This window comes from Kocuria salsicia (assembly GCF_007681555.1).
In the GTDB taxonomy this organism is placed as follows: Bacteria; Actinomycetota; Actinomycetes; order Actinomycetales; family Micrococcaceae; genus Kocuria; species Kocuria salsicia.
Genome location: NZ_VELE01000004.1, coordinates 1 through 12,389 on the forward strand (window position 1 = coordinate 1; position 12,389 = coordinate 12,389).

General features: G+C 72.0%; 10 protein-coding genes and 1 riboswitch. Of the genes, 5 read left to right on the forward strand and 5 right to left on the reverse strand.

The window, feature by feature from the left end; all coding sequences use genetic code 11:
• Positions 1-79: 79 nt before the first annotated feature.
• From FS770_RS07925 to FS770_RS07945, 5 genes are all read right to left on the reverse strand, one after another.
• Positions 80-1,375, reverse strand: coding sequence for a cystathionine gamma-synthase (locus FS770_RS07925; RefSeq protein WP_144943137.1), 1,296 nt, complete (start codon positions 1,373-1,375; stop codon positions 80-82).
• A 55-nt stretch (positions 1,376-1,430) separates the two neighbouring features.
• A complete protein-coding gene (locus FS770_RS07930) occupies positions 1,431-2,720 on the reverse strand; it encodes an aminotransferase class V-fold PLP-dependent enzyme (RefSeq protein WP_145010995.1) in 1,290 nt (429 codons plus the stop codon).
• Between the two features lie 94 nt (positions 2,721-2,814).
• On the reverse strand, positions 2,815-5,325 hold the full coding sequence (gene metE, locus FS770_RS07935; protein WP_145010998.1) for a 5-methyltetrahydropteroyltriglutamate--homocysteine S-methyltransferase: 2,511 nt from the start codon (positions 5,323-5,325) through the stop codon (positions 2,815-2,817).
• Between the two features lie 252 nt (positions 5,326-5,577).
• Positions 5,578-6,585, reverse strand: a complete 1,008-nt coding sequence (locus FS770_RS07940) for a methylenetetrahydrofolate reductase (RefSeq protein WP_244944825.1) — start codon at positions 6,583-6,585, stop codon at positions 5,578-5,580.
• Between the two features lie 42 nt (positions 6,586-6,627).
• Positions 6,628-6,743: riboswitch (SAM riboswitch) on the reverse strand.
• Positions 6,724-8,337 carry an MFS transporter gene (locus FS770_RS07945; protein WP_186366730.1) on the reverse strand — a complete coding sequence of 538 codons (1,614 nt, stop codon included), beginning with the start codon at positions 8,335-8,337 and terminating at the stop codon, positions 6,724-6,726. Its footprint overlaps the riboswitch before it by 20 nt.
• 77 nt (positions 8,338-8,414) lie before the next feature.
• On the opposite strand from FS770_RS07945, the gene FS770_RS07950 reads away from it, so the two are divergent.
• The 5 genes from FS770_RS07950 to FS770_RS07970 all read left to right on the forward strand — a co-directional run bounded on the left by FS770_RS07950 (position 8,415) and on the right by FS770_RS07970 (position 12,387).
• Positions 8,415-9,113: a TetR/AcrR family transcriptional regulator gene (locus tag FS770_RS07950; protein WP_055082522.1), complete on the forward strand. Its 699-nt coding sequence runs from the start codon at positions 8,415-8,417 to the stop codon at positions 9,111-9,113.
• Positions 9,114-9,201: 88 nt separating this feature from the next.
• Complete coding sequence (locus FS770_RS07955) at positions 9,202-9,804, forward strand: hypothetical protein (RefSeq protein ID WP_145011001.1); 603 nt, start codon at positions 9,202-9,204, stop codon at positions 9,802-9,804.
• Positions 9,805-9,813: 9 nt separating this feature from the next.
• Positions 9,814-10,683 (forward strand): fructosamine kinase family protein, encoded by an 870-nt coding sequence (locus FS770_RS07960; RefSeq protein WP_144943141.1) that lies wholly within the window; start codon positions 9,814-9,816, stop codon positions 10,681-10,683.
• Between the two features lie 115 nt (positions 10,684-10,798).
• Positions 10,799-11,290: a MarR family winged helix-turn-helix transcriptional regulator gene (locus FS770_RS07965; protein ID WP_244944826.1), complete on the forward strand. Its 492-nt coding sequence runs from the start codon at positions 10,799-10,801 to the stop codon at positions 11,288-11,290.
• A complete protein-coding gene (locus tag FS770_RS07970) occupies positions 11,287-12,387 on the forward strand; it encodes a polyprenyl synthetase family protein (protein WP_145011004.1) in 1,101 nt (366 codons plus the stop codon). Before FS770_RS07965 ends, FS770_RS07970 begins: the two co-directional genes overlap by 4 nt.
• The last annotated feature ends 2 nt before the right edge of the window (positions 12,388-12,389 follow it).

The window sequence follows — 12,389 nt, forward strand, 5'->3', positions numbered from 1 at the left end:
AGGGCCCTGCGGGGTGGGAACCCAGTCGTGGGTTCCCACCCCGCAGGGCCCTTCATCATCCTCGGGGGGGGGACTGTTGTTACAGGCCGGTCCCGACACTGACAGGAACCCCGGAGGGGTCGACGGTGGTCGGGGTATGGACCTCGTGTGACGCGCAAGCACCGTGCGGTTCAGTGGTCGGCTGGTTGGCACCGGCAACCCGGGCAGCGGTTGCCAGGGCCCGATCCAGATCTTCCAGATGGTCGTCCAGCGTCTCGATTCCCACCGACAGGCGCACCAGGTCCTCGGGAACCTCGTACGGGGTCCCCACCCGGGACGCGTGGGTCATGCCGTGGGGCACGCACACGAGCGACTCCACCCCGCCGAGGCTCACCGACAGGCTGTACAGCTCGGATGCCTTCGCAAACTCCTGGGCGGCGGCCACCCCACCGGCAGGTCGGAACGAGATGATCCCCCCGAAGCCGCCGTTCAACGTGCGCGCGGCGAGTGCGTGTTGCGGGTGGCTCTCCAACCCCGGGTAGTTCACCTCGAGAACGTCCTCCCTCGCCTCCAGGAAGCGGGCCACAGCGAGCGCATTGGTGCAGTGCCGCTCCATGCGCAGCGGCAGCGTTTTGAGTCCTCGGGCGGCCAGGAACGAGTCGAACGGGCCGGCCACCGCTCCGCAGGCGAACTGCTGGAAGGCGATTGCCTCGGCGAGGGGCTTGCCCTTCCACTGCGCGTCCCCCACGACGACCGCACCGCCGAGCACGTCCGAGTGCCCGCCCACGTACTTGGTGGTCGAGTGGATCACGGCGTGGGCTCCCAGGGCCAGGGGGTTCTGGAGGGCGGGTGTGGCAAAGGTGTTGTCCACGACGAGGAGGGCACCGGCGTCGTCGGCGACCCGCGCCCAGGCGGCAATGTCCGCCACGCTCAGCAGTGGGTTCGACGGGGTCTCCAGCCACAGCACCCGGGTGCGGCCGGGGCGAATCGAGGCGGCGGCGTCGTCGGCGGAGGCGGAGGGGACGAAACTGTGCTCGATCCCCCAGCCCGAGAGCACCTGGTCGACCAGACGGAAAGTGCCGCCGTAGACGTCCGAGGCGAGGACCACGTGGTCGCCCGGCGCGAGGACGGCTCGCAGCAGCGCGTCCTCCGCGGCCATCCCGGAGGCGAACGCGAACGCCCGCGTCCCCTGCTCCAGCGAGGCGAGCTGCTCCTCGAAGCCGTTGCGCGTGGGGTTGGAGCCGCGGCTGTACTCGTGGCCGCCGGTGCGGAACTCGTTGACGCCGTCCTGGGCGAATGTAGACGTCTGGTAGATGGGTGGGACCACCGCGCCGGTGGTCGGGTCGGGCTGCTGGCCGTCGTGGATGGCGCGCGTGGCGAGTCCGTGGCGGGTCATGGTGTCCTCCTATTGCGGATTGAAGAATACGGGTGGGGCGGCCGACGCCGAGCGGTCACGCGTGCGCGTGCGGCGCCTCGGCCGGGGCGATCACGGAGAGGGCCTGGAAGAGGTCCGCCGTGAGATCAGCCTCGTCCTCCAGCCCCACCGTGAAGCGCAGGGTGTTCTCGGTGATGCCGCTCGCCGCGAACTGCTCGGGGGTGAGACGGCAGTGGGTCATGCTCGCGGGGTGCGCCACGAGGGTGCGGACGTCCCCGATGTTGGCCGCCAGCTTGATGAGCCGCAGGGCATCCACCGCCTGCTCCACCTGCTCGGGGGTTCCGTGCAGCTCCACGGAGAACACGCCGCCCGCACCGTGGTAGCCGCCGGTCTCGAGCAGCTCGGCCTGGCGTGGGCCGTTGTGACGAGGGTGGTGCACGTGCGCCACGGCCGGATGCTCGGACAGTGTGGCTGCGAGCCGCTGCGCGGTGGCGGACTGGCGCTCCACACGGACCCCGAGCGTCGTGATGCCCTGCAGGATCTCGTGCGCGGTGGTGGCGCCCATGCACGGGCCGAGGTCGTTGAGGTACTTGCACCGGGCCACGCCCAGCAGCGCACGCTTCGCTCCGTAGACCTCCACGGCGGAGCGGTCGCCCCACCGGTGCTGCCGCTCGGTGAGCCACGGCCAGCGCTCCGGGTCCCGGGTGGGATCGAAGCGCCCGGCGTCGACGAGCAGACCGCCGAGCGGTCCGCCGTGACCGGAGAGGTACTTGGTGGCCGAGTGAACCACGAAGTCCGCGCCGTGCTCCGCGGGGGTGTACAGGTGTGGAGTGGCCACGGTGTTGTCCACGATCACCACGGCACCGTGGCGGTGGGCGATCTCCGCGATGGTCTCGAGCTCGGGCAGCTCCGTCAGTGGGTTCGCAATGGACTCCAGCAGGAACACCCGGGTCCCCTGCCGCAGCGCGTCCTCCCACTCCTGCGGGTTCCGGGGGTCCGCGAAGGTCACCTCGAGTCCGGTGTCCGCGAGGGTGTCCGTGAGCAGGTCCACGCTGCCGCCGTAGATCCGCGAGGACACGACGGCGTGCGCGTCCTCCGCGGGACCGGTCAGCGCCAGCAGCGCGAGCGCCAGGGCCGCCTGCCCGGATGCTGTGGCCACCGCGCACTCTCCGTGCTCGAGCCGAGTGATCTCGGCCTCCAGCGCGGCAACGTTCGGGTTGCCGGTCCGCGCGTACGTGAACCCACCGGCCCGCTGCGCGAACACCGCGCGGGCCTCCGCGAGGGAGTCGAACGCGTACGCCGCGCTGTGGTGGATGGGCTGGACGATTGGCGTCCCCAGCGGGGCGCGAGCTGTGGTGTCGCTCAAGACGTTCTCCGTTTCTCGGTGCCGCGCGGCCCCGCCCCGGAGGGATGCGGGGCCGCGGATCGTGCTCGGTGTGCTTCGTGGGCCGGGCCCGGGGTCAGCGCTTCGGGGCGCCGACCCTCGCGCTGGCCGGCGCCGCGTGGGTCGAACGGGCGCGGTCGGTGTCGTGCTGCGGGTCCCCGTGGTGCTCGGTACCCGGGCGACCCGCCCCGGGGACGGCCCGTGCGGCGGCGTCGGCAGGGGCGTCGCCCTCTCGCGCGAGCTCCCCGCGGACCGTGACGGCCGCGGCCACCAGCCGGTCCAGGGCGGCCTCCGTCTCCGTCCAGCCGCGGGTCTTCAGGCCGCAGTCCGGGTTGACCCACACGCGCTCGGCGCCGATCGAGTGGGCGGCGTGGCGCACGCGCTGGGCGACCTCCTCGAAGGTGGGAACGCGCGGGGAGTGGATGTCCCACACGCCGGGACCCACATCCCGCGGGAAGTCCGCGGCGGCGAGCCCATCCACGATGCCCGAACCGGACCGGGAGGCCTCCAAGGTGGTGACGTCCGCGTCCAGACCGTCGATCGCGCCCAGCACCGTCTCGAACTCCGAGTAGCACAGGTGCGTGTGGATCTGCGTGTCCGTGGCCGCCCCGCCCGTGGCCAGGCGGAAGGACCCCACGGACCAGTCCAGGTACTCCGGACGGTCCGCCTCACGCAGCGGAAGCAGCTCACGCAGGGCGGGTTCGTCCACCTGGATGATCGCGGTCCCGGCAGCCTCCAGGTCCGTGATCTCGTCCCGCAGTGCCAGCGCCACCTGGTCCGCGACCTCCGCGGCGGGGGCGTCGTCGCGCACGAAGGACCACGCGAGGATCGTCACCGGGCCCGTGAGCATTCCCTTGACGGGCCGCTCGGACAGGGACGCCGCGTAGGAGGTCCAGTCCACCGTGATGGGCGCGGGTCGGGAGACGTCACCGAACAGGATCGAGGGGCGCGTGCACCGTGAGCCGTAGGACTGCACCCAGCCGTGGCGGGTGGTTGCGAAGCCGTCCAGGGCCTCCGCGAAGTACTGCACCATGTCGTTGCGCTCCGCCTCCCCGTGCACGAGCACGTCCAGGCCCAGTTCCTCCTGCGCGCGCACCGTGTGGGCGATCTCCTCCCGGATCCGCGCGGTGTACTGCGCGTCCGTGATGCGCCCGGCGCGGTGCTCGGCGCGGGCCGTGCGGACCTCCGCGGTCTGGGGGAAGGAGCCGATGGTCGTGGTGGGCAGTACGGGCAGCTGCAACCGCTCGTGCTGCGCGGCGCGGCGGGCCTCGGCGGTGTCCCGGCGGCGGTCAGTGTCCCGCACGGCGGCGGTGCGCTCGCGGACCTCTGCTCGGTGCGTGGCGGGGTGGTTCGCGCGGGCCTCGCGCACGGCGGCGTCGTGGCGCAGCGTCTCGGCCACCGTCTCCCATCCCTGCTCCACGCCGCGCGCCAGTTCCACGACCTCGCCGACCTTCTGGTCCGCGAACGCCACCCAGGCGCGCACGGCCGGGTCCAGCCCGGTCTCGCGGGCGGCGTCGTGCGGCACGTGCAGCAGCGGCGTCGCCGTGCCCACGGCCACCGGTCCGTGGGCACGGGAGCGCAGCAGGTCCAGCTTCTGGACGGCCCGTGCGAGGTCCGTGCGCCACACGGTGCGGCCGCCGACCACGCCGGCCACGACCGGGCGCTCGCCCCACGCCCGCAGGGCGGCCTCGCCGGGGACGTCGCCGCGGTCCAGGTCCACGGCCAGGGCGTCCACGTCCGTACGGGCCAGGGCGAGCTGCGCGTCCTCGCCGGCGTCCCCGTAGCCGACGGTCACGAGGATCTGCGGCCGGTGGGCGGGGTAGCTCAGCCGCGCGTAGACGGTCTCCAGAGCGGCCACGAGCTCGGCGCGCGGCAGCTGCCACCCGTCCGCGGCGAGGGCGGGCTCGTCCAGCTGCACCCACGGGATTCCGGCGTCCGCGAGAGCGGAGAGCAGGGTGGTGTAGAGGGCCACGACGTCCTCGAGCCGGTCCAGGGAGCGGACGCCGGAGTCGTCCGTGGTCTCGGGACGAGAGAGCAGCAGCAGGCTCAGCGGCCCCACCAGGACGGGGCGGGTGACCGTGCCCGTGGCCGCGAGTGTGGCGGCGAAACGCTGCACCAGACTCTCGGGGTGCGCACTCAGGGGGGTGTCCGGGCCGATCTCCGGCACGTAGTAGTGGTAGTTGGTGTCGAACCACTTGGTCAGTTCGAGCGGTTCGAGGTGGTCCGTCCCGCGGGACAGTGCCGTCACCAGTTCGATGCCGCGCGGGGTGTCCGGGGCGGCGGGACGGTAGCCGTCCGCCGCGAAGCGGGCGGGGACCGCACCCAGAGCCAGGGCGGTGTCGAGCACGTGGTCCACGGCGAAGCCCTCGGAGGGCACCGCGGCCGGGGCGCTCAGGCCGAGCCCCGTGAGCCGGGAGGTGGTGCGTTCCCGCAGTGCGGCGAGCGTGTCCAGCACTGTCTGGGCAGGGTGCTGGACCGGATCGCCCCAGTACGCCTCGAGCGCCTTCTTCAGCTCGCGGTCCGGGCCGATGCGGGGATAGCCGAGAACGGTGGCGGTGGGGAACGGGGTGGTGGGTCGAGCAGTCATGGGAACTCCTTCGTGAATCTCTGGTGGATGCGATGCCTGGTGGCGTGGATGCTTCGGTCGGTGGTGATCGTCTGTGGTGCTGACGGGGCCGGGTTGCCGCCCTGCTGCGTGACGTGCGGGGCTGGGCTGCCCGGTGCGGGCGGGAAAAAGGGTGTGCGATACCGCGACCGCGGGCGGGTGGGCTCGCGGAGCGGGGCCTGAGGGAGTGGGAGAGGTGCGGCGGGAGGATGACGGCGACGCCGCGGCGTCGGCTCAGGAGGCCGGGCTGCGGCCCCGGTACTCGCGGGCGGCGTCCCGCACGCGCAGGTGCTCCAGGATGGTCAGAGCGGCGTCCGGGCGGTTGAACGTGTAGAGGTGGAAGCCCGCGCAGCCGAGGTCCAGCAGGTCGTCGATCAGTGAGAGCGTGGCGGCGATCCCGCGGCGGCGCAGCTCGTCCGGGGTGCCCGCCGCCAGGAAGTCGGTGAGCCGCTTCGGCACGGCCACGCCGGTGATCTCTGTCATCCGGCGCAACCGCTGCGGGTTGCTCAGCGGCATCAGCCCGGCGACCACCGGGATGTGAATGCCCTCCGAGCGGGCGCGCTCCAGGAAGCGGGCGTAGTCCTCGGGCTCGTAGAGCACCTGGGTGATCGCGTAGTCCGCGCCGGCCTCCTGCTTCTCCCACAGGGACGCCAGGTCCGCCTCGAAGTCCCGGCCACGGGCGGGGGAGGGGTAGCATGCCACGGACACCGACAGCGGCCGGGTCCCGGGGCGGTAGCCGTCTCCGAAGCGGCGCCGCTCGACGTCACGGATGAGCGAGACCAGTTCCGAGGCGCGGCCGAGCCCGCCACGGGGAGTCTCCCACTGCCCGCTGCCCAGCGGCGGGTCCCCGCGCAGCGCGAGGAGGTCGCGAACACCGTCGTCGAGCAGCTGCTCCACGGAGCGTTCCAGGCCCGCGCGGTCCGTGCCGCCGCACGTGAAGTGGGCCATCACGGGGGTGCTCGTGGTGCGGCGCAGGTGGCGCAGTGCCTCCCGGGAGACACCCGTGCCAGCGGAGTGCCCGTGTGTGACCGAGAAGAAGTCCGGACCGGCCTGGGCCATGGCGTCGATGTGGGACCACACGGTGTCCGGGTCCGCGTCCGGGCGGGGCGGGAACACCTCGAAGGACACGAGCGTGGAACGCCGGGGACGGCGCACGAGCCAGGACGTGCCCGTGGGCGGGTCAGCCACCGGGGCCTGCTGCCGGGCCGGGGTCTGCTGCGGTGCGAGCGACGGTGCGGACATGTGAAAAAACCTCCGACGTTGACGCCGGAGGTCCAGTTCCGAGCGCCGTACTTGCCATCACGCGGTTGCGCAACGGCCGGATCGTCATCTGGGGCACCCCACTACAGCAGGAGGGTTGCCGCCCGGCTAGCCAGAGCTTTATACCGGGACTCTTGATCCTTTGTTGTTCGAGAGCGTAGCACGGCTCACACCGTGGCCGTCAAGGGGCGGACGGGCGTGCGCCCGGCGTGCAACGGGAGGTCGCACGCCGGGCGCAGCGGGGCGGGGCTCAGTGCTCGTCCGCGGCGTGGGAATTGGTGAGCGTGGTGCAGAGCCGTAGCCGCTGATCACGGCCACCAGCACGGCGACCACCAGGTAGATGACGCGCTCGCCGTGGAAGAAGGACTCCAGGAAGTCCGCGGACCACAGACCGTCCGGCAGGGTCCTGGCCACGAGCGCGGCGAGGATGGTGCCCACCACGGCGGTGCCGAGCGAGTTGCCGAGCTCCTGGCTGACGTCGTTGAGCGCGGTGCCCATGGAGGTCTGGTCCTCGGGCATGGCCTCGATCAGCGCCACGGCGCACACGGTCATGATGATGCGCAGGCCCATGGCCATCAGGCCCATGCCGGCGGCGAGCACCCAGTAGCCGTGTTCCACCCCGAAGGCCAGCACCAGGGTGCCGAGGACCACGCTCGCGGTGGCGATCATGCAGGTGACGCGGTGACCGAACCTCGCGATCAGCTTCTCGGAGACGGGGCTCGAGATGATCATCATGACCACGAACGGCAGGTTGCCGAGACCGGCCTTCATGGGGGACCAGCCCAGGGCGTACTGGAAGTGCAGGATCAGCATGAACATCGCCGCCATCATGGCCACGGAGCTGCCGAGCTGGGCCAGTGCGGCGCCGCGCACGGTGGGGCGCGTGAGGACGGCGAGGTCGATCATGGGGTGCGCGGCGCCGCGCTCCCGGGCGATGAACACGACGACGGCGAGGGCCGCTCCCACGAAGCAGGCGAGGGTGACGGGAGACGTCCACCCGTTGTCGACGCCGCTGGTCAGTGCGTAGCAGCCGAGGCCCATGGCGGCCATGGTGGCCAGTGCGGCGGGGAGGTCCAGGGGCGTGGTGTGCAGGTCCTCGGCGGTGTCCTTGGGCACCCCGTACAGCAGCCCGAGGATCGCGAAGGCGGCAATCGGGGTGTTGACGAACAGCAGCCAGTGCCAGCTCACGGACTCCAGGGCGCCGCCGGCCACGACCGGGCCCAGTGCCATCGCGCTCATGCCGATGATGACCATGATCGAGATGGCGCGCATCCGCACCTTCTCGTCGTCGAACAGGCGGAAGACCAGGGACATGGTCACCGGTGCCATGCACGCGGCGAACATGCCCATGACGGCGCGCAGCCCGATCAGCTGGCCCGCGTCCTGGACCAGCCAGACCAGGGCGGAGACCAGGCCGAAACCGGCGAGGCCCACGGTGAGCACGCGGCGTCGGCCGAAGCGGTCCGCGAGGGAGCCGGAGGTGAGCAGCAGGGAGCCGAACATCAGCGAGTACGCGCCGGTGACCCACTGCAGCTGGGTGGTGGAGGCGTGCAGGTCCCGGCCCATGGTGGGCAGGGCGATGGTCAGGACGGTGTTGTCCACCATCTCGACGAAGAAGCAGAGGCACAGGGCTGCGAACGGCAGCCAGGCCTGGCTGATCGTCTTGCCGACGATCGTGGCCGGAGCGCTCTCCCGCGAGGGGGAGGTTACCGGCTCGAAGGTGGTGTGGGACATGGCGTGAGCCTTTCTCGAACATGGTTCTAATTTCAACCTGCTGCGATATTAGAACGGGGTTCGGTAAAGTGCAATCCATGAGTCCAGCACCCGAGTCCAAGCGCACCCGCGGCCGCCCCAGGGGGAGCCGGCCAGCCCTCTCCCTGCCCGCCGTGGTCGATGCCTCCGTGGCGCTGCTCGACGAGGCGGGCCAGGACGCCCTGACCTTCCGGGCGCTCGCGGCCCGCATGGAGACGGGTGTGGGGGCGATCTACCACTACGTGACCGGGCGCGATGAGCTGCTCGACCGCGCGACCAACGCGATCCTCGCGGACGTCCTGAGCGGCGTCGACGTGCGGGAGGACCCGTTCGAGGTGCTGCGAACACTCTCTGCCACCCTGTTCGACACCCTGCAGGCGCACGAGTGGGCCGGGGCGTACCTGCTGCGCGACACCACCATGCAGCCCAACTCCCTGCGCATCTTCGAGGCGATGGGCCAGCAGTTCATGCGGATGCAGCTCACGAGCGCGCAGTGCTTCAACGCCGCCAGCGGGCTGCTGTCCTTCGTGGTGGGCAGCGGCGCCGAGATCCGCGAGATGCCGGCCGCGTTCCTGGAGGAGGGGGTGAGCCAGGAGGAGCACCTGCAGGAGTTCGCGGACGCCTGGCTCGCCCTGGACGCCCACGAGTTCCCGTTCCTGCACACGATTGCCCGCGGCTTCGCGCAGCATGACGACCGCGAACAGTTCCTCGCCGGGGTGGACATCTACCTCGCCGGGGTTCGGGCGCAGCTGGGCTGAGACGGAGCCGAGAGGGCGCGGGTCGCGCGGTGGGCCCGTCGGTGAGGGCACCGCGAGCCCGTCCGCTGCCGCGAGCGAGGGGACGTTCGTGGGCACGACGGTGGCTCTCACCCAGACATTCACGACCCCGGACGGCACCATCTCGTTCGACTACCCGGGCGACTGGAGCGTGACCGCGCTGAGCACCTCGACCGCCGAGATTCCCGCGTGGGGCGTCAACGACGAGAGCGGAGTCCGGATGTTCACGCTCTCGATCCGTCCGGACGGCCAGATCGCGAGCCCCGTGACGCCCCAGAATCCGGCCACGGTGGGAACCCTCCCGGACGCGCTGGGCGCCCAGGGCCATCCGCTGGCCGTCGGCGTGGGGCCGTTCCCCGGCCAGTCGGTGGGCGTGAACATGGCGAACGTGTACGCGGTGACGTCCGCGACCGGCGCGGACCGGCTCTTCGGCTACGTGAGCCGCGGGGACGGCACCGTGGTCTCGTTCGAGGGCACCCAGGAGGGCGGAACCAACGACCAGGTGGACATGGCGGACGAGACCCAGGAATTCCTGCAGAGCGATCTCTTCCGGGCCCGGCTGCTCCCGGTGCCGGAGTCGTTCACCATGAAGCCCTCGTCGCGGGCTGAGGTCGCCGGGTCCTGCCCGACCGTCCTGCCCCGCGCGGTGACGCAGCCCCGCGCGCAGTGCTAGACAGAAACCATGACTCACATCGACCAGCTGCCCCCGGACCTCGTGACGGAGCTGCGGGCGGAGACCGCCCAGCCGCTCAGCGGCGGTGACAGCGCGAACGCCTTCCGCGTGGAGACGCCGGGCGGGCCCGTGTTCGTGAAGACGATGCCGAACGCCCCGGCGGGAGTGCTCCCCCTCGAGGCGAGGGGCCTGGAGGCCCTGCGCGCCGTGGCGCCGGAAGAGATCCGTGTGCCGCGCGTGCTGCACGTCTCGGACGGTGCGCTCGCGCTGGAGTGGATCGACGAGGGCGCGGGCGCCCGGACCGAGGCCACCGAGCGCGGCTTCGGGGTCGGCCTCGCCGCGATCCACCGCGCGCACGCACCGCACGTGGGGTGGCTGGCCCCGGACCTGCCCGAGCGCATCGGCTCCTCGCCCACGGATCTGACGCCCACCGACGACTGGGCCGAGTTCCTGCTGGTGCGCCGGATCGAGCCGCTGGTGCGCGCGGCGGTGGACGCCGGGAACCTGGACCCCGCGGCGTCGGGCCTGCTGGCGGAGCTCGCGCCCCGGGCGGAGGAGCTGGCCGGTCCCGCGGAGCCGCCGAGCCTGCTGCACGGGGACCTGTGGGCCGGCAACCGGGTGGTGGACGCCTCCGGCGCGAACTGGCTGATCGACCCGTCCTCGTTCTACGGGGGCCGCGAGTACGACCTCGCGATGATGCAGCTCTTCGGCGGTTTCGGCAGGGAGTGCTTCACCGCGTACGACGACGCCTACCCCCTGGCGGACGGCTGGCAGCAGCGGGTGCCGTGGTACCAGCTGCCCCCGCTGCTCGTGCACGCCATCCGGTTCGGCGGCGGATACGGGGGTGGGGTGGTGCGGGCCCTGCGCCAGCTCGGGTGACCCTGCCCGGGGTTGGACAGGTCCCGCCGCTGTCCAGCATGATGGTTACTAGAATTTCTAGTAATTACGAGGCGGGAGTCACCGGGTGACGGAGACCGGAGCGTGGAGTGCGAGCGTGAGCCCGCAGTCGCGGGCGCTGCGTCGGCTGGTGCGGCTGAACGAGGAGATCGGGTACCAGATCCGCCGTCTCATGGGCCTGAAGGAGACCGACTACTCCGCCATGGCCCTGCTCATGCGGAGTCCGATGGGGCCCACCGACCTGGCCCACGCCCTGCACATCACCACCGCCTCCGCCACGGCCGTGGTGGACCGGCTCGCCCGGGCCGGGCACGTGGTGCGTGAACCGCACGGAGAGGACCGTCGCCGCATGACCGTGCGGGCCGTGTCCGGCTCCCGCGAGCAGGTGCGGGAGCACGTGGTGCCCATGATGGACATGGTCGAGGAGGAGCTTGCGCGGCTGGACGAGTCCGGCCGCGGGGCCGTCCTTCAGTTCCTCACCGGCACCGCCGACCGCATGGAGGACTACCTGGCGGGACTGCGGGAACGCCCGGCCGACACAGGCGGCGCCACACGGGGCGCGCACCGTGCCAGGGAGGAGCGTTCATGACCGCAGAGGCGGGCACCGCGGCCGACCCCACCGCGGTCTGGGACCTGTTCCGCGCGGCCGTCGACCGGGAGCTGGGCGAGTTCTTCGACTCACCGCGCAACAGGGTCCCCTCCAGCCCCGGCTTCCCCGTGATGTGGGATCGCATCCGGCACCAGGTGCTGGGCGGCAAACTGATCCGGCCCCGCCTGACGCACATCGCGTGGCGCGCGTTCGCCGGTGAGCAGAGCGATGACGTCGGCCACGGGGCCGAGTGCGTGCGGCTCGCCGCATCGTTCGAGATGCTGCACGCCGCGCTGATCGTGCACGACGACGTCGTGGACCGGGACTGGCGCCGGCGCGGGAGGCCCACGGTGGGCGAGCTCTTCCGTCGCGACGCGGTGCAGGCGGGGGCCCCTGAGCGCGAGGCCGAGCACGCGGGGGAGTCCGCCGCGATCCTTGCGGGAGACCTGCTCCTGGCGGGTGCGCTGCGGCTGGCGACCACGTGCACCGACGACCCGGGGCGGGCCCGCGCCGTGGCGGACGTGGTCTTCGAGGCAGTGACCGCGTCCGCGGCGGGGGAGCTGGACGATCTCCTCCTCTCGCTGCACCGCTACGGCGCGCAGCATCCGGGCGTCCAGGACATCCTGGACATGGAGCGGCTGAAGACCGCCACGTACTCGTTCGAGGCACCGCTGCGGGCAGGGGCCCTGCTCGGAGGGGCTCCCCCGGACCAGGCCCGCCGGCTGGCTCACGCGGGTGCCCTGCTCGGTGTGGGGTACCAGGTCGTCGACGACGTCCTGGGAACCTTCGGCGACCCCGAGCTCACTGGCAAGTCGGTGGACGCCGACCTCACCTCGGGCAAGGCCACCGTGCTGACCGCCCACGGAATGCGGAACCCCGCGGTGCGGGACGTCCTCGCAGAGCTCGCGGCAGGGCGCGCCTCGGTGGGCTCTGCGCGGGCTGTCCTGACGACGTCGGGAGCGCAGGAGGCAGCCGTGGCGCTGGCCACGGATCTCGTGGACCGGGCCCGAGCGACCCTGGACGAGCTCCCGCTTCCCGCTGCCCAGCGCGCGGAGCTCGACGCGCTGTGCCACCACGTCCTGAACAGAGACTCGTAGTG

Excerpts from the sequence above, each read along its gene's own strand:
- FS770_RS07940 (WP_244944825.1), bottom strand. The coding sequence starts at position 6,585 with ATGTCCGCACCGTCGCTCGCACCGCAGCAGACCCCGGCCCGGCAGCAG.
- metE (WP_145010998.1), bottom strand. The coding sequence starts at position 5,325 with ATGACTGCTCGACCCACCACCCCGTTCCCCACCGCCACCGTTCTCGGC.
- FS770_RS07970 (WP_145011004.1), top strand. The coding sequence starts at position 11,287 with ATGACCGCAGAGGCGGGCACCGCGGCCGACCCCACCGCGGTCTGGGAC.
- FS770_RS07960 (WP_144943141.1), top strand. The coding sequence starts at position 9,814 with ATGACTCACATCGACCAGCTGCCCCCGGACCTCGTGACGGAGCTGCGG.
- FS770_RS07925 (WP_144943137.1), bottom strand. The coding sequence starts at position 1,375 with ATGACCCGCCACGGACTCGCCACGCGCGCCATCCACGACGGCCAGCAG.
- FS770_RS07945 (WP_186366730.1), bottom strand. The coding sequence starts at position 8,337 with ATGTCCCACACCACCTTCGAGCCGGTAACCTCCCCCTCGCGGGAGAGC.
- FS770_RS07950 (WP_055082522.1), top strand. The coding sequence starts at position 8,415 with ATGAGTCCAGCACCCGAGTCCAAGCGCACCCGCGGCCGCCCCAGGGGG.